Source organism: Geodermatophilus dictyosporus (genome assembly GCF_900115505.1).
In the GTDB taxonomy this organism is placed as follows: domain Bacteria; phylum Actinomycetota; class Actinomycetes; order Mycobacteriales; family Geodermatophilaceae; genus Geodermatophilus; species Geodermatophilus dictyosporus.
The window spans coordinates 12,967-32,378 of record NZ_FOWQ01000001.1; the positions used below are offsets into that span (position 1 = coordinate 12,967).

The 19,412-nt window shown below is 76.2% G+C and carries 19 protein-coding genes; 14 read left to right on the top strand and 5 right to left on the bottom strand.

The window, feature by feature from the left end; translation table 11 throughout:
- The first annotated feature begins 203 nt into the window (after positions 1-203).
- The 4 genes from BMZ33_RS00065 to BMZ33_RS00080 are packed head-to-tail and all read left to right on the top strand — an operon-like array spanning position 204 to position 6,259.
- Complete coding sequence (locus BMZ33_RS00065) at positions 204-1,676, top strand: xanthine dehydrogenase small subunit (protein ID WP_091106575.1); 1,473 nt, start codon at positions 204-206, stop codon at positions 1,674-1,676.
- Entirely contained in the window at positions 1,673-4,117 is a 2,445-nt protein-coding gene (gene xdhB / locus BMZ33_RS00070; protein WP_091106577.1) for a xanthine dehydrogenase molybdopterin binding subunit, read from the top strand. Before BMZ33_RS00065 ends, xdhB begins: the two co-directional genes overlap by 4 nt.
- A gap of 10 nt (positions 4,118-4,127) precedes the next feature.
- Entirely contained in the window at positions 4,128-4,952 is an 825-nt protein-coding gene (xdhC, locus tag BMZ33_RS00075) for a xanthine dehydrogenase accessory protein XdhC (RefSeq protein ID WP_091106579.1), read from the top strand.
- On the top strand, positions 4,949-6,259 hold the full coding sequence (locus BMZ33_RS00080) for a guanine deaminase (RefSeq protein ID WP_091106581.1): 1,311 nt from the start codon (positions 4,949-4,951) through the stop codon (positions 6,257-6,259). The genes xdhC and BMZ33_RS00080 overlap by 4 nt, the downstream gene beginning before the upstream one ends.
- A gap of 31 nt (positions 6,260-6,290) precedes the next feature.
- Here the strand turns inward: BMZ33_RS00080 and BMZ33_RS00085 are convergent, their stop codons facing one another.
- Complete coding sequence (locus BMZ33_RS00085; RefSeq protein WP_091106583.1) at positions 6,291-6,782, bottom strand: nucleoside deaminase; 492 nt, start codon at positions 6,780-6,782, stop codon at positions 6,291-6,293.
- 130 nt (positions 6,783-6,912) lie between these two features.
- Between BMZ33_RS00085 and BMZ33_RS00090 the strand changes: the two genes are divergently transcribed.
- Both BMZ33_RS00090 and BMZ33_RS00095 read left to right on the top strand, forming a co-directional pair.
- Positions 6,913-7,152 (top strand): ferredoxin, encoded by a 240-nt coding sequence (locus tag BMZ33_RS00090; RefSeq protein WP_091106584.1) that lies wholly within the window; start codon positions 6,913-6,915, stop codon positions 7,150-7,152.
- On the top strand, positions 7,149-8,420 hold the full coding sequence (locus tag BMZ33_RS00095) for a cytochrome P450 (protein WP_091106587.1): 1,272 nt from the start codon (positions 7,149-7,151) through the stop codon (positions 8,418-8,420). The genes BMZ33_RS00090 and BMZ33_RS00095 overlap by 4 nt, the downstream gene beginning before the upstream one ends.
- Positions 8,421-8,432: 12 nt before the next feature.
- Here the strand turns inward: BMZ33_RS00095 and BMZ33_RS00100 are convergent, their stop codons facing one another.
- Entirely contained in the window at positions 8,433-8,636 is a 204-nt protein-coding gene (locus tag BMZ33_RS00100) for a zinc-ribbon domain-containing protein (protein ID WP_091106590.1), read from the bottom strand.
- Positions 8,637-8,700: 64 nt separating this feature from the next.
- On the opposite strand from BMZ33_RS00100, the gene BMZ33_RS00105 reads away from it, so the two are divergent.
- From BMZ33_RS00105 to BMZ33_RS00125, 5 genes are all read left to right on the top strand, one after another.
- Entirely contained in the window at positions 8,701-9,681 is a 981-nt protein-coding gene (locus BMZ33_RS00105; protein ID WP_091106592.1) for a patatin-like phospholipase family protein, read from the top strand.
- A 57-nt stretch (positions 9,682-9,738) separates the two neighbouring features.
- Positions 9,739-10,443: a 3-oxoacyl-[acyl-carrier-protein] reductase gene (fabG, locus tag BMZ33_RS00110; protein ID WP_091106594.1), complete on the top strand. Its 705-nt coding sequence runs from the start codon at positions 9,739-9,741 to the stop codon at positions 10,441-10,443.
- Positions 10,443-11,213, top strand: coding sequence for an enoyl-ACP reductase FabI (fabI, locus tag BMZ33_RS00115; RefSeq protein ID WP_091106596.1), 771 nt, complete (start codon positions 10,443-10,445; stop codon positions 11,211-11,213). Before fabG ends, fabI begins: the two co-directional genes overlap by 1 nt.
- Before the next feature lie 37 nt (positions 11,214-11,250).
- Positions 11,251-12,372: a ferrochelatase gene (locus BMZ33_RS00120; protein ID WP_091106598.1), complete on the top strand. Its 1,122-nt coding sequence runs from the start codon at positions 11,251-11,253 to the stop codon at positions 12,370-12,372.
- A gap of 82 nt (positions 12,373-12,454) precedes the next feature.
- On the top strand, positions 12,455-13,291 hold the full coding sequence (locus BMZ33_RS00125) for a class I SAM-dependent methyltransferase (protein WP_091106600.1): 837 nt from the start codon (positions 12,455-12,457) through the stop codon (positions 13,289-13,291).
- A gap of 23 nt (positions 13,292-13,314) precedes the next feature.
- Here the strand turns inward: BMZ33_RS00125 and BMZ33_RS00130 are convergent, their stop codons facing one another.
- Positions 13,315-14,049 (bottom strand): hypothetical protein, encoded by a 735-nt coding sequence (locus BMZ33_RS00130; protein WP_091106602.1) that lies wholly within the window; start codon positions 14,047-14,049, stop codon positions 13,315-13,317.
- A 65-nt stretch (positions 14,050-14,114) separates the two neighbouring features.
- Between BMZ33_RS00130 and BMZ33_RS00135 the strand changes: the two genes are divergently transcribed.
- Together BMZ33_RS00135 and BMZ33_RS00140 are read left to right on the top strand one after the other, a co-directional pair.
- Positions 14,115-14,558, top strand: a complete 444-nt coding sequence (locus tag BMZ33_RS00135; protein ID WP_091106604.1) for an NfeD family protein — start codon at positions 14,115-14,117, stop codon at positions 14,556-14,558.
- An 81-nt stretch (positions 14,559-14,639) separates the two neighbouring features.
- A complete protein-coding gene (locus tag BMZ33_RS00140) occupies positions 14,640-15,803 on the top strand; it encodes an SPFH domain-containing protein (protein ID WP_091106605.1) in 1,164 nt (387 codons plus the stop codon).
- Between the two features lie 4 nt (positions 15,804-15,807).
- On the opposite strand, the gene BMZ33_RS00145 is transcribed toward BMZ33_RS00140, so the two are convergent.
- Together BMZ33_RS00145 and BMZ33_RS00150 are read right to left on the bottom strand one after the other, a co-directional pair.
- Complete coding sequence (locus BMZ33_RS00145) at positions 15,808-16,767, bottom strand: RNA polymerase sigma factor SigF (RefSeq protein WP_091106608.1); 960 nt, start codon at positions 16,765-16,767, stop codon at positions 15,808-15,810.
- The gene (locus BMZ33_RS00150; RefSeq protein WP_091106610.1) at positions 16,764-17,261 is read right to left on the bottom strand and encodes an ATP-binding protein; all 498 of its coding nucleotides are present in this window, start codon (positions 17,259-17,261) and stop codon (positions 16,764-16,766) included. Before BMZ33_RS00150 ends, BMZ33_RS00145 begins: the two co-directional genes overlap by 4 nt.
- 292 nt (positions 17,262-17,553) lie before the next feature.
- Between BMZ33_RS00150 and BMZ33_RS00155 the strand changes: the two genes are divergently transcribed.
- Positions 17,554-19,410 carry a SpoIIE family protein phosphatase gene (locus tag BMZ33_RS00155; protein ID WP_091106612.1) on the top strand — a complete coding sequence of 619 codons (1,857 nt, stop codon included), beginning with the start codon at positions 17,554-17,556 and terminating at the stop codon, positions 19,408-19,410.
- Positions 19,411-19,412 lie beyond the last annotated feature (2 nt).

Sequence of the window (19,412 nt, forward strand, 5' to 3'; positions counted from 1 at the left end):
TGCGCGAGGATCCGAGTCGCGGCCGCATCCTGCCCCGGGGCCGGGAGCGGCTGCACGACCCGCCCACCGCTCCGACGACCTCGTCGCCGACGCCCACCCCATCCACGGCGCCCGCACCCGGTACGGGTCGCCCGCACACCGACCGGCACCCCGAGGGCCCGGGGCGGGCGCCGGACGACCCGACGACGGACAGGAGCACTCGCGTGCAGTCGCCAGCAGTCACCGTGAACGGGCAGGTGGTGCCCCTCGACGGGGTGGCTCCCCACACCACCGCCCTCGACTGGCTCCGGGGCCGGGGCCTGCTCGGGTGCAAGGAGGGCTGCGCCGAGGGGGAGTGCGGCGCCTGCTCGGTCCTGGTGGCCCGCCCCGGGGTGGCCGCCCCGACCCAGTGGACGGCGCTCAACGCCTGCCTGCTGCCGATCGCCGCCCTCGACGGGCAGGAGCTCGTCACGGCGGAGGGACTGGGCACCCCGGCCGCACTGCACCCGGTGCAGCGCGAGATCGCCGTGCGCGGCGGCTCCCAGTGCGGTTACTGCACGCCGGGGTTCGTGTGCAGCATGGCCGCGGAGTACTACCGGCCGGACCGGGCCGCCGCAGGGCCGTCCACGGGCCGGCCCGGCGCGGCCGCGGAGCCCGACGGCCACCTGCACGGCCCGAACGGGTTCGACCTGCACGCCCTCAGCGGCAACCTCTGCCGGTGCACGGGCTACCGCCCCCTCCGCGACGCCGCCTTCGCGCTGGGGGAGCCTCCGGCCGAGGACCCGTTCGCCGCCCGGCGGGACGCACCGCCGCCCCCGGTGGCGGCCACCCGGGTGGTCGGCGGGGGCGCCGAGTTCGTGCGGCCCGCCGACCTCCCGGGCGCGCTCGACCTCCTCGCCGGGCGACCGGGGGCGCTGGTCCTGGCCGGCTCGACCGACTGGGGCGTCGACGTCAACCTGCGGGCCGCCCGGGCCGCGCTGGTCGTGGCGGTCGACCGGCTCCCGGAGCTGCGCACCCTCGACGTCGGGCCGGAGTCGGTCGAGATCGGCGCGGCGCTCACCCTGACCGAGGTCGAGACCCTGCTGGCCGGGCGCGTCCCGCTGCTCGACGAGCTGTTCCCGCAGTTCGCCTCCCGGCTGATCCGCAACGGCGCGACCATCGGGGGCAACCTCGGCACCGGGTCGCCCATCGGGGACACCGCGCCGGCCCTGCTCGCGCTCGACGCGTCGGTGGTCCTCGCCTCCCCGGAGGGGGAGCGCGAGGTCCCCCTGGCCGACTACCACACCGGCTACCGGCAGAGCGTGCGGCGGCCCGGGGAGCTCATCCGGGCCGTCCGGATCCCGCTGCCCCAGCCGCGGGTCGTCGCCTTCCACAAGATCGCCAAGCGCCGCTTCGACGACATCTCCAGCGTCGCGGTCGGCTTCGGCCTCGACGTGGAGGACGGGGTCGTCCGCCGGGCCCGCATCGGCCTGGGCGGCGTGGCCGCGACACCGCTGCGGGCCCGGGCCACCGAGGCGGCGCTGGTCGGCCGGCCCTGGACCGAGGAGATGGTCCGGTCGGCGGCCCGGGTGATGGCCGGCGAGGGCACCCCGCTCGACGACCACCGGGCCAGCGCGGCCTACCGGTCGGCGATGCTGGGCCAGGCCCTGCTCAGGCTCCACACTCAGCACCGGACCCCGCAGGAGGTGGGAGCGTGAGCGCCCTGTCCGAGCGACCCGCCGACGCCGTCGTCGGCACGGCCGTGCCGCACGAGAGCGCCGTCCTGCACGTCACGGGCACGGCCCTCTACACCGACGACCTGGTCCACCGCACCAAGGACGTGCTGCACGCCCACCCCGTCCAGGTGCCGCACGCGCACGCCCGGGTCCGCGACCTGCGGACCGGGCCGGCGCTGCGGGTGCCGGGCGTGGTGCGGGTGCTCACCGCCGCCGACGTCCCGGGGGTCAACGACGCCGGGGTCAAGCACGACGAGCCGCTCTTCCCCGACGAGGTCATGTTCCACGGCCACGCCGTGTGCTGGGTGCTCGGCGAGACGCTGGAGGCCGCCCGGCTGGGGGCCGCCGCGGTCGAGGTGGACGTCGAGCCGCTGCCCTCGCTGGTGTCGATCCGGGACGCGGTCGAGGCGGGCAGCTTCCAGGGCGGTCAGCCCACCGTGCGGCGCGGGGACGTCGAGGCCGGCCTCGACGCGTCCGCGCACGTGTTCAGCGGCGAGTTCGAGTTCTCCGGGCAGGAGCACTTCTACCTGGAGACGCACTGCGCGCTGGCCTCCGTCGACGAGAGCGGCCAGGTCTTCGTGCAGAGCAGCACCCAGCACCCCTCGGAGACCCAGGAGATCGTGGCGCACGTCCTCGGGCTGTCGAACTCCGAGGTGACCGTGCAGTGCCTGCGCATGGGCGGCGGCTTCGGCGGCAAGGAGATGCAGCCGCACGGCCTGGCCGCCGTCGCCGCCCTCGGCGCCACGCTCACCGGCCGGCCCGTGCGGCTGCGGCTCGACCGCACGCAGGACATGACGATGACCGGCAAGCGGCACGGGTTCCACGCCCGCTGGCGGGTCGGCTTCGACGAGGACGGCCGCCTGCAGGCGCTGGACGCGACCCTCACCTCCGACGGCGGCTGGAGCCTCGACCTGTCCGAGCCGGTCCTGGCCCGGGCGCTGTGCCACGTCGACAACGCGTACTGGATCCCGCACGTCCGCGTGAACGGCCGGATCGCCCGGACCCACAAGACCTCCCAGACGGCCTTCCGGGGCTTCGGCGGGCCGCAGGGGATGCTGGTGATCGAGGACGTCCTGGGGCGGTGCGCGCCGCTGCTGGGGCTGGACGCCGCCACGCTGCGGCAGCGCAACCTCTACACGGCCGGGCGGACCACGCCCTACGGCCAGCCGGTGCGGCACCCGGAGCGGCTGGCGCGGGCGTGGCAGCAGGTCCTCGACTCCGCGGACTTCGCCGCGCGCAGCGCGCAGGTCGCGGCCTTCAACGACGCCTCCCCGCACACCAAGCGGGGCCTGGCGATCACGCCGGTGAAGTTCGGGATCTCGTTCAACCTGACGGCGTTCAACCAGGGCGGCGCGCTGGTCCACGTCTACAAGGACGGGTCGGTGCTGGTCAACCACGGCGGCACCGAGATGGGCCAGGGCCTGCACACGAAGATGCTGCAGGTCGCGGCGACCACCCTCGGCGTCCCGCTGGGGCGGGTCCGGCTCGCGCCCACCCGCACCGACAAGGTCCCGAACACCTCGGCGACCGCGGCCAGCTCGGGCGCCGACCTCAACGGCGCGGCGGTCAAGAACGCGTGCGAGCAGATCCGCGGGCGGCTGGCCCAGGTCGCGGCCGAGCGGCTCGGCGTCGCCCCGGCGGACGTGCGCTTCACCGGCGGCGTCGTCCGGGGCATCGCCTTCGCCAGCGAGCAGGTCCCCTGGGAGGAGGTCGTCCGGCTCGCCTACTTCCAGCGCGTCCAGCTCTCCGCGGCCGGCTTCTACCGCACGGAGGGCCTGCACTGGGACTCCGCGGCCATGCAGGGCGAGCCCTTCAAGTACTTCTCCTACGGCGTGGCCGCGGCCGAGGTGGAGGTCGACGGCTTCACGGGGGCCTACACCCTCCGGCGGGCCGACCTCGTGCACGACGTGGGCGACTCGCTGTCGCCGCTGGTCGACATCGGCCAGATCGAGGGCGGCTTCGTGCAGGGTGTCGGCTGGCTGACGCTGGAGGACCTGCGCTGGGACGAGAGCGACGGGCCGGGGCGTGGCCGGCTGACGACGGCATCGGCGAGCACGTACAAGCTGCCGAGCTTCTCCGAGGTGCCCGAGGTCCTCAACGTCGGCCTGTTGGCCGACGCCGCCGAGGAGGGCGCCGTCTACGGCTCGAAGGCGGTCGGCGAGCCGCCGCTGATGCTGGCGTTCTCCGTGCGGGAGGCCCTCCGGCAGGCCGCGGCGGCGTTCGGGCCGCCGGGCACGAGCGTGGACCTGGCGTCGCCGGCCACGCCCGAGGCCGTCTTCTGGGCCCTCGAGCGGGCCCGGTGCACCGAGGGCGCGCACGTCGACGAGGGCGCCCCCGGGGTCCGGCCCGACCAGCCGGACCCCGGCGCCCCGGCGGTGCGGCCGTACTCGGAGCAGGTGCAGCACGTGCTGTCCCGGACGTGAGGAGCGCGACGTGGACTGGCTGACGGCGGTCGAGCGGCTGCGCTCGGCCCGCGAGCACGGGGTGCTGGTCACCGTCGCCTCCGTCCGGGGGCACGCGCCCCGGGAGGCGGGCGCCAAGATGGTCGTCGCGGCCGACCGGACGTGGGGCACCGTCGGCGGCGGGAACCTCGAGGCGGTCGCCGTCGCCCGGGCCCGCGCGCTCCTGGACGCCGGGGCGCTGCAGCCGGAGCTGCTGCCCGTGACGCTGTCGGACAAGGTCCCCTTCCAGCACGGTGTGCAGTGCTGCGGGGGCGAGGTCACCGTGCTGCTCGAGCCGCTGCCGGTGGTCCCGGCCGTGGCCGTCTTCGGCGTCGGGCACGTCGGGCTGGAGCTGGCCCGGATCCTGGCCCGGCGCGACCTCGAGCTGCACCTCGTCGACTCCCGTCCGGAGCAGCTCACCCCCGAGCGCCTGTCGGTCCTCGACGACGCCCTGGCCCGCGTGCACGTGCACCACGTGCCGGTGCTGCCCGAGCTGGTGCTCGCCGAGCTGCCCCCGGGCGCGCACGTGCTGGTCATGACCCACGACCACGCCGAGGACGCGGCGCTGTGCGACGCCGCACTGCGCACCCCGCAGCTGGGCTCGATCGGCCTGATCGGGTCGGCCGGGAAGTGGGCGCGCTTCCGCCGCAAGCTCGCCGACGAGGGGCACCCGCCGGAGGCGATCGAGCGGATCACGACCCCCATCGGCCTGCCCGGGATCACCGGCAAGGACCCCGCGACGATCGCGGTCAGCGTCGCCGCGGCGCTCGCGCTGGCCTTCCAGCGCGACGGGACCACCGTGCGGGCCGGCTGGTGACGCTCTTCCGCGGCACCGTCCTCGACACGCCCGACGACCCGTTCGCCGGGGGGCTCCTGCGCGCCGAGGCCGACGCCGGGCTGCTCGTGCGGGACGGGCAGATCGTCGAGCGCGGGGGATTCCCGGAGCTGCGTGCCCGCCACGCCGGGGAGGACGTCGTCGACCTGACCGGTGGCCTGGTGCTGCCCGGTCTCGTGGACACCCACGTCCACTTCCCGCAGGTGCGGGTGATCGGCGGGCTGGGCATGCCGCTGCTGGACTGGCTGCAGCACTGCGCGCTCCCCGAGGAGGCGCGGCTGCGGGAGGTCGCCTACGCGCGGGAGGTGGCGGCGGAGTTCGTCGGCGGCCTGGCGCAGGCGGGGACCACGACGGCGCTCGTCTTCGGCGCGCACTTCCCCGCGGCGGTCGACGTCCTGTTCGCCGAGGCGGCCCGGGTGGGGCTGCGCGTCACCAGCGGGCTCGTCGTCAGCGACCGGGTGCTGCGCGAGGAGCTGCTGACGACGCCGCAGCGGGCCTACGACGAGGGCCTGGCGCTCGCCCGGCGCTGGCACGGGGTGGGCCGCAACCGCTACGCGGTGACCCCGAGGTTCTCCCTGTCCTGCGACGAGGCGCTGCTGGACTCCTGCGGGTCGCTGCTCGCGGACGTGCCCGGCTCCTGGTTCACCTCGCACGTCAACGAGAACACCGTCGAGATCGCCACGGTCGCGGAGATGTTCGGCGGCTGCCCGCACTACCTCGACACCTACGACCGGTACGGCCTGATCGGCCGGCGCAGCGTCCTGGCGCACAACGTGCACCCCACGGACGACGAGCTGAAGGTCCTGGCCGACCGGGACGCGAGCGTGGCGCACTGCCCGACCAGCAACGCCGCCCTGGGCAGCGGGCTGTTCCCCCTCAGGCGGCACGTGGCGTCCGGCGTCCGCGTGGCGCTGGGGTCCGACGTGGGCGCGGGTGCGGGGCTGTGCCTGCTCAAGGAGGGACTGCAGGCCTACTTCGCCCAGCAGCTGCTCGGCGGCGACGGGCTGCACCTCACGTCCTCGCACCTGCTGCACCTCGCGACCTCCGCGGGGGCCGCGGCGCTCGGGCTCGACGGCGAGGTGGGCGACCTGGGAGTGGGCAAGCGCTTCGACGCCCTCTGGCTCAGGCCCCGGCCGGGGACGCCGCTGGACGTGACGCTGCGCAACGCCACGGGGCCGGAGGACGCGCTGGCGAAGGCCTTCGTGCTGGGCTCGCCGGCCGACGTCGCGGCGGTGTGGGTCGACGGCGAACCGCTCCGGGGCCGGCCGGGCGGTGACGAGGGGCGCTGAGCGCGCCGCCGTCCGTGCCCGTCCCCGGCGGTCAGCCGCGGCCGGACCCCGGGGCGTGCAGCCGCTCGTGCAGCGCCCGCACCTGCTCGTCGAGGCCCGGCGCCGGGCCGTCGACGGGCACCCCCGGGGCGACGTCGGTCACCGGCAGCGGCCGCACGGGCGCCGGCGGGACACCGAGGTCGGCCAGCCAGCCGGCCAGCTGCGCCGAGGAGCTGGCGTAGACGATCCGCCCCAGGCCCACCCAGCCGTGCGCCGCGGCGCACATGGGGCAGTGCTCGCCCGAGGTGTAGACGGTGCTGGCCGCCCGCTGCTCCGGGGACAGGTGGGCGGCCGCCCACCGGGCGATGGCGAACTCCGGGTGCTGCGTGGCGTCGCCGCCGGCCACGTGGTTGGTGTCCTCGAACAGCACGGTGCCGTCGGGGCCGGTCAGCAGCGACCCGAAGGGCTCGTCCCCGGCCTCCAGCGCGGCGGTGGCCAGCTGCACGCAGCGGCGCAGGTGCGCGAGGTCGACGTCGGTGAGCACCCCCCGATCCTGCCCCGGCGGGAGCGGGCCGGCCCGCGGTGGCCGCAGTCCTTGACGGCGCCGATCGGACGGCGGTTCGCTCGGGTCGGAGGTCGCACGCACGCCCGGACGACCAAGGGGGACACCGCCCATGAGGATCTCGATCGACCCGTCCCTGTGCCAGGGACACGGCCGCTGCTACGACCTCGCGCCCGACCTCTTCGGGGAGGACGGCGAGGGCTACGCCACCCTCCTGGTCCCCGGCGGCGAGGTGCCCGCCGGCGAGGAGGACGACGCGCGGCTGGCCGCCGACAACTGCCCCGAGGCCGCCGTCCTGGTGTACGAGGAGACCGTGGCCGGGGACGGCGTGGTGGGGGAGGCGGCACCGTGACCGTCGACGACCGCTTCGCCGCCGGCGCCGACGCCCTGCGCGCCGACCCGGCCCTGTCCACCTTCAGCGAGGTGGTCACCGGCCCGGTCACCGACTGGGCCACCGACTTCTCGCACACCGCGGAGGAGTGGGCGCAGGACGCCATCGGCATCTGGGACGACCTGCGGCAGCGCTGCCCGATCGCGCACACCGAGCGCTTCGGCGGCGCCTGGCTGCCCACCCGCTACGAGGACGTCGCCGCGGTCGCCTACGACACCGAGCACTTCTCCTCCCGGGCGATCATCGCGAGCAACGTCCGGCCGCCGCGCTCCCTCGCGCCGGTCGGGACCGCGCCGCCGATCTCCTCGGACCCGCCGTTCCACCACGACGCCCGCACGCTGCTGCTGCCGGCGTTCACCAGGACCGCCGTCAGCCGGTACGAGGAGTCGACCCGCGCGTTCTGCCACTCGCTCGTCGACGCGCTGGCCGGCCGCGACGTCGTCGACGCGGCCGCCGACTACGCCCAGCACGTCCCGGTGCGGGTCATGGCCGACCTGCTGGGGTTCCCGCCGGAGGACGGGCCGCGGTTCCGGCACTTCGTGGAGAACGCGCTGGAGGGCATCGACCTGCCGCCCGAGGAGCGGCTGGCGCGCAGCAGCCACCTCTTCGAGTACCTGCTGGTGCAGATCCGCGACCACCTCGAGCACCCGCGCGAGGACCTCACCGGCCACCTGCTGCAGGCCGAGCTGTACGGCCGCCGGCTCGAGCCGGCGCACGTCGCCGGCACCATGGCGCTGCTGCTCATCGCCGGCATCGACACCACCTGGAGCGCCATCGGCGCCTCGCTGTGGCACCTCGCCGGCCACCCCGACGACCGCCGCCGGCTGGTGGCCGAGCCGGAGCTCCGGGCGACGGCGGTCGAGGAGTTCCTGCGCGCCTACGCCCCGGTGACCATGGCCCGCCTCGTCACGGAGGACCTCACCTGGCGCGGCGTGCAGATGAAGGCCGAGGACTGGGTGCTGCTGTCCTTCCCGGCGGCCAACCGCGACCCGGCGCGGTTCGAGCGCGCCGACGAGGTGCTCGTCGACCGGCAGGTCAACCGGCACGCCGCCTTCGGCCTGGGCATCCACCGCTGCGTCGGCTCGCACCTGGCGCGGATGGAGCTGCGGGTGGCCCTCGACGTGTGGCTCGACCGGGTGCCGGAGTTCACCCTCGCCGACCCGGACGCGGTGCGGTGGTCGACCGGGCAGATCCGCGGCCCGCGCACGCTGCCGGTGCGCATCGGCTGAGGACGGCCGGGCTCAGACCTCGACGGCGGTGCCGCACACCCCGCAGACCTCGAGCGTCTGCCGCCGCCACCGGGCGACCGGCACGAAGAAGACGGAGAACTGGCGGAACTGCCGGATGCGCGCCCACTGCGTGGTGTTCGAGCAGCGGGGGCAGGTGCGGACCGCCCCGGGGCCCAGGTGCTTCTGCTTGGTGCCGAACCCGAAGAGGAGGAACACCCGGTCAGCGTAGGTGCGGGCCCGGCCCGGAGACGCGGCGTCCCGGCCGTGGCAGGCTCGTGGGGTGGTCCGGGTCGGTCTGGTGCTGGGTGGCGGTGGCGTCGTCGGGCAGGCCTACCACGCGGGCGTGCTGGCGGTGCTGCAGCACGACACCGGGTGGGACGCCCGCACCGCCGACGTCGTCGTCGGCACCTCCGCCGGGTCGATCACCGGCAGCCTGCTGCGCGCCGGCGTCTCCCCGGAGGACCTCGCCGCCTGGACGGTGAAGGCACCGCTGTCCGGCGACGACGACGTCCTGCGCACCATCGCCGCCACCGACGTCCCCGAGCTGGCCCCCTTCCGCCCGCTCGACCTGTTCCGCCGGCCCATGCGGCTGCCGGGCCCGCCGCTGGTCGCGCGCGCCCTGGCCCGCCCGTGGCGGTTCCGGCCGCTGGCCGCCGGCATGACGCTGCTGGCCCCGGGACGGCACGACATCGTGTCCCAGCTGGCGGCGCTGCGCGAGGTCGAGGGGGACACCTGGCCCGAGCGCGACCTGTGGGTCACCGCGGTGCGCCGCAGCGACGGGCGCCGCGTCGTCTTCGGCCGGCCGGGGTCCCCGCCCGCGCCGCTGCACCTCGCCGTGGCCGCCTCGTGCGCGGTGCCCGGGTACTTCACGCCGGTCCCGATCGGCCGGCACACCTACGTCGACGGCGGCGTGCACTCGGCCACCAACGCCGCCGTGCTGCGCGGCACCGGCGTCGACGTCGTCGTCGTGGTCGCGCCGATGAGCGGGTCGCCGGGCTGGCGCCAGGACTTCACCGCGGCCATGCGCCGGTACTCCCAGCGGCAGCTCGACCGGGAGGTGCGGGCGCTGCAGGCGGCGGGCCTCACCACCGTCGTCTTCACCCCCGGCCAGGCCGAGCAGGAGGTCATGGGCGCGGACATGATGGCGCGCGACCGCGTCCACGAGGTCCTGCAGCAGTCGTTCCTGGAGGCCGGCGTGCACGCCGCGCGGCCCGAGGTGGCCACCGTGCTGCGGGCGGCGGCCGACCGCGGCGAGGTGTGACCCGCGCCCAGCGACTAGGTTCGACAGCCGGACGGGTCGGCGGCTCAGGGAGTGCACGTGGCGAGGTCGGTGCTGGTGACCGGCGGCAACCGGGGGATCGGGCTGGCCATCGCCCGCTCCTTCGCCGAGCAGGGCGACCGGGTGGCGGTCACCCACCGCGGCAGCGGCGCCCCCGACGGGCTGCTGGGCGTGCAGTGCGACGTCACCGACGCCGACGCCGTCGACCGCGCGTTCGGCGAGGTCGAGGAGGCGCACGGCCCCGTCGAGGTGCTGGTGAGCAACGCCGGGATCACCCGCGACGGGCTGCTCATGCGGATGAAGGAGGCCGACTTCACCGACGTCCTCGACGCCAACCTCACCGCCGCCTACCGGGTGTCCAAGCGGGCCGCGGCCAAGATGGTCCGCGCGCGCAGCGGCCGGATCGTGTTCGTCAGCTCCGTCGTGGGCCTGCTCGGCTCGGCCGGCCAGACCAACTACGCGGCGTCCAAGGCCGGCCTGGTCGGGCTGGCCCGCTCCATCGCCCGCGAGCTGGGCAGCCGCGGGATCACCGCCAACGTGGTGGCCCCGGGCTTCGTGGAGACCGACATGACGGCGGCGCTGCCGGAGAAGCGGCAGCAGGAGATCCTCGGGCAGGTGCCGCTGGGCCGGTACGCCTCGGCGGAGGAGATCGCGGGCGTGGTGCGCTTCCTGGCGAGCGACGCGGCCGGCTACATCACCGGGGCGGTCGTCCCGGTCGACGGCGGACTGGGGATGGGGCACTGATGGGCATTCTCGACGGCAAGACGGTCCTGGTCACCGGCGTCCTCACCGAGGCGTCGATCGCGTACGCGACCGCCCGGATCGCGCAGGAGCAGGGCGCCACCGTCGTGCTGTCCAACTTCGGCCGCGCGCTGTCGCTGTGCCAGCGGATCGCCAAGCGGCTGCCCGCCGAGGCGCCCGTGGTCGAGCTCGACGTGACGAACACCGAGCACCTGGCCACGCTGGCCGACCGGCTGCGCGAGCACGTCGGCGGCACCCTCGACGGCGTCGTGCACTCCATCGGCTTCGCGCCGCAGGAGGCGATGGGCGAGGGGTTCCCCGAGGTCGCCTGGGAGCACGCGGCCACCGCCTTCCAGGTGTCGACGTGGTCGATGGCCTCGCTCACCCAGGCCTGCCGGCCGCTGTTCGGGGAGCGGGCGTCGGTGGTCGGGCTGACCTTCGACGCCACCGTCGCCTGGCCGGTGTACGGCTGGATGGGCGCGGCCAAGGCGGCGCTGGAGTCCACCTCCCGCTACCTGGCCCGCGAGCTCGGCCCGGAGGGCGTGCGGGTCAACCTGGTCGCCGCCGGCCCGCTGCGCAGCATGGCGATGAAGTCGATCCCCGGCAGCAAGCAGTTCGAGGAGGCGTGGGAGGGCCGCGCCCCGCTGGGCTGGTCGGTCACCGACACCGAGCCCGCCGGCAAGGCCGTCGTCGCGCTGCTGTCGGACTGGTTCCCCGCCACCACCGGCGAGATCGTCCACGTCGACGGGGGCTTCCACGCCGTCGGCGTGTGAGCGCATCCGATCGACCTCGCCCTCCCGAAGGAAGTCCGTGCCCCGCGCCACCGTCGACCTGCACCCCGGCCAGCGACCCGACGAGGACCCCTCGCTCGCCGTCCGCAACAACGGGGGGACGCCGCCGGCGGCGTCCCCCGCACCGGCCGGCCGCCGCGAGGCGCTGCTGGTGCTCTCCTTCGGCGGCCCCCGCGGGCACGACGACGTCATGCCGTTCCTGGAGAACGTCACCCGCGGCCGCGGCGTCCCTCCCGAGCGGCTGCTCGACGTCGCCGAGCACTACCACCACTTCGGCGGCGTCAGCCCGATCAACGAGCAGAACGAGGCGCTGGTCGCCGCGGTCGGGGCCGACCTCGCCGCGCACGGCGTCGACCTGCCCGTCTACTGGGGCAACCGCAACTGGGACCCCTACGTCGAGGACGTCTGGCAGCAGATGACCGACGACGGCATCGAGCACGTCTACGTGCTGGCCACCTCCGCCTACGCCTCCTACTCCGGCTGCCGGCAGTACCACGAGGACGTCGCCCGGGCCCGGATCGCGACCGGGGGCGGCCCCACCGCCGAGAAGCTGCCGCACTACTTCGACGCCCCCGGCTTCGTGCGGGCCAACGCCGACGCCCTGGCCGCCGCGCTGGCACGGCTGCCCGAGGCGCACCGCGGGACCGCCCGGCTGGTGGCCACGGCGCACTCCGTCCCGGAGTCGATGGCCGCCGTCGCCGGGCCCGGCGGGCACGCCTACGAGACCGAGCTGCAGGCCGCCGCGCGCGCCGTCGTCAACGCCGTCGACCCCGGCCGGGCCTTCGACCTGGTGTGGCAGAGCCGCAGCGGCCCGCCGTCGGTGCCGTGGCTCGAGCCCGACGTCAACGACCACCTGCGGGCGCTGCACGAGAACGGCGAGACGGCGGTCGTGCTGTTCCCGGTCGGGTTCGTCAGCGACCACCTCGAGGTGGTCTGGGACCTGGACAACGAGGCGGAGGAGACGGCCGGGGAGCTCGGGCTGGTCCTCGTGCGGGCCGGCACCGCGGGCACCCACCCGGCGTTCGTGGCGATGGTGCGCGAGCTGCTCGAGGAGCGGCGCGCGGGCGCGGAGCCGCGCCTGGGCACGAACTGCCCCGCCGCGTGCTGCTTCGTCCGGCGTCCGGCGGCTCGCCCCGCCTGAGTCCGCGCCGCAGCGCGTTGACGCCGGTGGGCGGCTCGGGTAGACCGGTCGGCCACCGGGGGTCTGCCGAGGACGGTGAGCCGTGGTCGACGTCCACCCCGCGAACGCCGGGCAACTGGGCGCCTGGGACGGCGCGCAGGGCGCGTACTGGGCCGCCCAGGCCGACCGCTTCGACCGGGCGGTCGCCCGCTACGACGCCGCCTTCCTCGCCGCGGCCGACCTGCGGCCCGGGGACCGGGTCCTCGACGTCGGCTGCGGCACCGGCCGGACGACGCGGGAGGCCGCGCGCCGCACCGGGTCCGCGCTGGGGGTCGACCTGTCCTCGGCGATGCTCGAGGTCGCCCGGCAGCGCGCCGCCGAGGAGGGGCTGACCGGCGTCCGGTTCGAGCAGGCCGACGCCCAGGTGGCGGCCTTCCCGCCGGCCGGCTTCGACGTGGCGATCAGCCGGACCGGCGCGATGTTCTTCGCCGACCCGGTGGCCGCGCTGGCCAACGTCGGGCGGGCGCTGGTGCCCGGCGGCCGGCTGGTGCTGCTGGTGTGGCAGGCGCTCGAGGCCAACGAGTGGATGACCGAGATCCTGGGCGCCCTGGCCGCCGGGCGCCCGCTGCCGGCGCCGCCCCCGGGCGCACCGGGCCCGTTCTCCCTCGCCGACCCCGGGCGGGTGCGGGAGGTGCTGGCCGCGGCGGGTCACTCTCAGGTGGAGGTCGAGGGTCTGGCCGAGCCGGAGTGGTTCGGTGCCGACGCCGACGACGCGCTGGTCTTCGTGCTGGGCCTGGCCGGCTGGCTGCTCGAGGGCCTGGACGACGCCGCCCGGCAGCGTGCGGTGGCCGACCTGCGGCGCCGGCTCGGGTCCCACGCCGGCCCGGACGGCGTCGAGCTCGGCTCCGCGGCCTGGCTGGTCACCGCCCGCCGTCCCTGAGGCCCTGCCGGCGCTGGGGGAGGTCAGCGGGGGACGGCGTTGCAGGCGGCGACCGTGGCCTCGCGGACGGCGGTGGCCAGCGGGCGCAGCGCGTCGTCGCGGGCGGCGGCCTGGGCGTGGGTGACCGCGGCACCCGGTGCGTCGGCCGTCGCCAGGTCCAGCACCCGGGCCAGCCGCCGCGCCCGGGTCAGCACCGACAGCGCCAGCGGGTCGGTGTCCGGCGGGAGACCCGGCGCCTGCGCGCTGCCCAGCCCGGCCAGCAGCGCCGGCACCTCGGGGTTCCAGCGGGCGAGGTCCAGGGCGGCCAGCGTGCGCGCCGCGTCGCCGACGGCCAGGTCGAGCGCGCCGGACACCGCGCGCAGCGAGCCCTCGGCCGGCGGCGGCGCGGGCGGGACGCCGTCGAGCGGGAACGCCGTCCACGCGGTCACCTCCGACCCCAGCTCCTCGGGCACCAGTGCCACGTGCCCGCCGACGGCGGCCTGCCCCGCCTCGGTGGCCAGCGCCGTGAGTCCCGGTACCCGCGGCAGCCCGCGGACGTCCCCCGGCACCGGCAGCACGAGCCGGACCCGCCGCTCGCCGAGCCCGCGCAGCGCGCTCAGCGCCCACCCGAGGGGGACGGCGTCCGAGGTGCCGGGCAGCCCGGTGACGCGGTGCGCGCGGTCGTCGGTGAGCGCGTCGAGCGCGGTGTCGTAGGGGGTGCGGCCGGAGAGCCAGGCGGTCGCCCAGACCGCGAAGCGGCCGGCGGGGAGGTCGTGCACCCGGCGAGGTTACGTCGGCGCGAGCGGGACCCCGCCGCCGCGGGCGGACCTGGGAGACTGGGGGCATGGCTGCGTGGGTGCTCTGGCTGGTCGCCTCGGGCTTGTTCGTCGCCGGCGAGGTGGCCAGCGGCGACCTGGTGCTGCTGATGCTCGCCGGCGGCGCGCTCGGCGGGAGCGCCGTCGCCCTGGCCGGCGGGAGCGCGGCGTTCCAGATCGTGGGGTTCATCGTCGTGTCGGCGATCCTGCTCTCCGTCGCGCGGCCCGCCGCCCGGGCCCGCCTGGAGGCCCGGGTGCCCGGGCACGTCGACGGCGTGCAGGCCCTGGTCGGCCGCACCGCCACGGTCACCCGGTCGGTCGGTCGCTCCAGTGGCCGCATCCAGGTGGGCGCCGACGAGTGGAGCGCCCGCACCCAGTTCGGCGACGAGGTCTTCGACGTCGGCACCACCGTGCGCATCCTCGAGGTGCAGGGCGCGACCGCCGTCGTCGGCGAGGCGTTCGAACTGGGGTGACCCGCGCCGCAGGGGCGTGACCCGCGGCCCCGCGCACGGGATGATCGGGAGCGAGCACCCCGCCGGCCCAGGAGGAACCCCGTGGACGCCGCCCTCATCGCCCTCGTCGTCGTGGCGCTGGTGTTCGTGCTGGTCGTGGTCAAGGCCGTCACGATCGTCCCGCAGGCCCAGGCCAAGGTGGTCGAACGGCTCGGTCGCTACAGCCGCACGCTCTCACCGGGCCTGTCGCTGCTGGTGCCGTTCATCGACCGCGTGCGGGCGACGGTGGACCTGCGCGAGCAGGTCGTCTCCTTCCCGCCGCAGCCGGTGATCACCGCCGACAACCTGCAGGTGGGCATCGACACCGTCGTCTACTTCCAGGTCACCGACCCGCGGCTGGCCGTCTACGGCATCGCGAACTACATCACCGGCATGGAGCAGCTGACCACGACGACGCTGCGCAACGTCGTCGGCGGGTTGAACCTCGAGCAGTCGCTGACCGGCCGCGACGGCATCAACAGCCAGCTGCGCGAGGTGCTCGACGGCACCACCGGCCCGTGGGGGCTGCGGGTGGCGCGGGTGGAGATCAAGGCGATCGAGCCGCCGCCGTCGATCCGCGACTCGATGGAGAAGCAGCTGCGCGCCGACCGCGACAAGCGGGCGATCATCCTCACCGCCGAGGGCCAGCGGCAGGCCGCGATCACCTCGGCCGAGGGGCAGAAGGCCGCCGCGATCCTGTCCGCGGAGGGCGAGAAGCAGGCGGCCATCCTCCAGGCGGAGGCCGAGCGGCAGAGCCGCATCCTGCGGGCCGAGGGCGAGCGCGCGGCCCTGTTCCTCCAGGCGCAGGGGCAGGCCAAGTCGATCGAGACGGTCTTCCAGGCCATCCACGACGGCAAGCCCGACCAGGGCCTGCTGGCCTACCAGTACCTGCAGACGCTGCCGCAGATCGCCCAGGGCGACGCCAACAAGATGTGGATCGTCCCGAGCGAGTTCAGCAAGGCCCTCGAGGGGCTGGGCCGGCTCGGCGGCGCGGACGGCGAGCGGTCCTTCCTCGACGTCCCGACCCCGGCCGACGGCGGCGCGCCGGCGCGTCCGATCGACACCAGCGACTGGTTCGAGTCACAGCTGCCGCCGGCCGCCGAGCAGCCCGAGGCCAAGATCGAGCTGCGCAGCATCGTCGACGACGACCCGGTGCTGCCCGCCGCGCCGCCGCTGCCCCAGATCACCGCCGAGGTGCAGCACCAGAACGGCAGCCCCCCGGCCTGACCGGCTAGTCCTTGAGCAGGCCCTCGCGGAGCTTGGCCAGGGTCTGGGACAGCAGCCGCGACACGTGCATCTGCGAGATGCCGATGTCGGCGGCGATCTGCGACTGGGTCATGTTGCCGAAGAACCGCAGGATGAGGATGCGGCGCTCGCGGGCCGGGATGGTGGCCAGCAGCGGCTGCAGTGACTCCCGGTACTCCACGCCCTCCAGCGCCGCGTCCTCCTCGCCGAGCGTGGCGGCCAGCGTGGGGGAGTCGTCCTCGCCGGAGAGCCGCTCGTCGAGGGAGCTGCTGCGGTAGGCGTTGGCCACGGCGAGGCCCTCGAGGACCTCCTCGCGCGGGATGCCCAGGTGCTCGGCCAGCTCCGACGGCGTCGGCGCGCGCCCGTTCTTCTGCGCGAGCTCGCCGACGGCGGAGTTCAGCGACAGGTGCAGCTCCTGCAGCCGCCGGGGCACGCGCACCGACCAGCCCTGGTCGCGGAAGTGCCGCTTGATCTCCCCGGTGATGGTGGGGACGGCGAAGGAGAGGAACTCCACCCCGCGGGTCGGGTCGAACCGGTCGATGGCCGCGATCAGGCCGAGCGTGCCCACCTGCAGCAGGTCGTCGAAGGGCTCCCCGCGGTTGCTGAAGCGGCGGGCGAAGTGCCGGACGAGGGGCAGGTGCTCCTCGACGAGGATCTCGCGCAGCCGCTCGCGACGGGGGTCGTCCTTCTCCAGCGTGGCCAGCTCGGCGAACAGCGGGGCGGTCCGCTCGGCCCGGCGCCGGTTGTCCGACACCGGCGCGGCGTCGGGCTCGCGCGAGGTGTCGGTCGCGCCGTCGGTGTCGTCGGTGCCGTCGGCGAGGCCGGTCGCGGCGGGCGCGGTGGTCGGTGCGGTGGTCTCCTCGACCGGACCCTCCGGGGTCCCGGACGTGTCGTCGTGCAGGGGGTCCTCCTCGACGGCCCGTCGGCTGGCGGCCGCCGGGGTCACGGGGCGACCGAGCGGTTCTGGCCCGCGCCGCCGACGAGCTCGCCCGGCCGCTGACCGGGCAGGTACTTGTCCATCGAGATGACGCCCACCGGGGCGCCGCCGCCGTCGCCGGCGGGGACGTCGGCCTGGGTGGCCGTGCGCCCGTCGACGTTGTCGGCGAGCGTCTGCAGCACCGCCCAGCCGAAGCCGTCGCGCGGCACCGCGGTTCCCTCGGCGACCGGCACCCAGGCGTCGATGTGCAGCCCGGCGCGGGTGGTCTCGAAGACCACCGTCAGCGGGGAGTCCCCGTCGGCGATCGCCGTCAGTGTCGCGCACGCCTCGTCCACCGCCAGGCGCAGGTCCTCGACCGAGTCGAGGTCGTAGTCCATGCGGATCGCCAGGTCACCGGCCATCGCACGCACCGCGGGGAGCTGGGTCGGCGTGGTGGGCACGCGCAGCTCCAGTCGCTCGGCGCGCCGCCCGGCCTGGGCGTGGGCACTCCTCGGGTCCGCCATCCGTCGTCTGCTCCTCAGTTCCGTCGCGCAGGCTGCCCGCGGGGGTCCCCCCTGGCGGGGGCCGGCTCGGTACCGGCCTCGCCTCCGGGCCCGGTGTCCGGGCCTCCAGTCTGCCCCGTCACACGGCCCGGGCCGCGCGTGGGTGCAGACCCCAGCCGGATCCGTGCCAGCGAGGCGACCTACCCGGCCCGGTCGGGTGGCCAAACACCGCGGCCAGCCGCGCCGGTGGCCCGCCGCCGGCCTCCCCGCGCGCGGTTGCCGAGGGCACGGCCCTGTTGTCTGCTAGGCCCGGATGAACGCCAGCCAGGGCAGCCTGCCGCCGGGGCCCCGTCCCGTCGAGGACGCGGGCCCGGCCGCACTCGTCGCGGCCCTGGAGCACGCTCCCTCGGCACTGTGGTTCCTCTCCGGCCCCGGCCCGCGCACGCTGTGGGCCAACGCCCGGGCGCGCGAGCTCGGTGGCGACCGCGCCGCCCTCCCGGTGGTGGGCGGGCGGCCGGTCGCCGACGTGGTCGCCGCGGTGCTGCGGTCGGGCCGCCCCGAGACGCTCACCGGCGCCCTCGACACCGACGGCCCCTCGGTCACCGTCACCCTCAGCCCGCTGCCGGCCGCGGGCGACCCCGGCGTCGTGCTCGTCGTGGAGGGCGCCGACGACCGCCCGCCCCCGCCGTCCCCCACCTCGGCGGGCGGCGCCGTCGTCGACCCGGTGCAGCACTCCCTGCTCCCGCCGTCGCTGCCGCTGCTGCCCGACGTGCGGCTGTCGGGCAGCTACCACCCGGCCAGCTCCGTCCGGGCGGCCGGCGGGGACTGGTACGACGCGGTGCCGGTCGGCCACGGCCGGCTGGCGCTGGTCATCGGTGACGCCGTGGGGCACGGCGTGCCCGCGGCCGCGGCGATGAGCCGGCTGCGCGGCGCGCTGCGCTCGAGCGCGCTGCGCGACCCGGCGCCCGCGGCGGTGCTCGCCGCGCTCGACGACTTCGCCGCCCAGATGGAGGACGTCCAGGGCGCCTCGGTGTTCTACGCCGTGCTCGACGCCGCGACGGGCGCGATCAGCTACGCCGCCGCCGGGCACCCCGCTCCGCTGCTGGTGCACGCCGACGGCCGCAGCGGCTACCTGCCGGTCACCGCCCGCCCGCCGCTGGGCACGATGCCCGGCGCCCCGACCTCGGTGGCCCGGGCCGAGCTGGAGCCCGGCGGCACGCTCGTCCTCTACTCCGACGGGGCGGTCGCCGCCCCCGGCCCGCCGCCGGCGCAGGGCATGGCCCGGCTGACCCAGGCGGCCAGCGCCGCGCTGGCCGACCCCGCCGCCCTCGACGGCGAGGCGATGGCCGGCCTCGCGGGCGTGATCGCCGACGGCCTGCTCACCGGCGCGGCCCAGCCCGACGACATCGCCGTCCTGGTCGCGCACCGGCGCGCGCACTCGGTGCAGCCGCTGCAGCTGGACCTGCTCGCCGTCCCGTCGTCCCTGCCGGCGGTGCGCCGGCGGCTGGGCGCGTGGCTCACCGCCCTCGGGATGGGGGAGGAGGACCGGGTCGGCGTCATGGTCGCCGTCGGCGAGGCGTGCGCCAACGCCGCCGAGCACGCCTACCGCGGCACCGAGCCCGGGCCGGTGCAGGTGACCGCGGCGGTCGACGTCGACGGCGTGCTGACCGTGACCGTGCACGACGAGGGGACCTGGCGCCCACCGGACCGCGACCCCGGCGACCGCGGCCGCGGGCTGCTGATCATGCGGCAGCTCGTCGACGGCATGGTGGTGCGCGGGGAGCACGGCACCACGGTCACCCTGCGCACCCGGCTGCGTCAGTCGCCCGAGGAGGAGCCCCAGCACCCCACGGGTGGTGCCGGTGCGACCGTCGTCGTCGACCGGGGGGGCGCCAGCCCGGTGGTGCGCGCCTCCGGCGACGTCGACATGGTCAGCGCCGACCAGCTGCGGATCCGGCTGCTGGAGGCCAGCCACGGCGGCACGGTGCGCGTCGAGCTCGACCTCACCTCGGTCACCCTGTTCAGCAGCGCCGCGGTGCGGGTGGTCCTGGCGGTCGCCGCGATCGCCGAGGCGGAGGGCTGGCGGCTGGTGGTGCACGCCCCCGACGGCGGGGTGACCCGGCACATCCTCGAGGTCAGCGGGCTGGAGCGCCTCGTCGAGCTGCGCTGAGC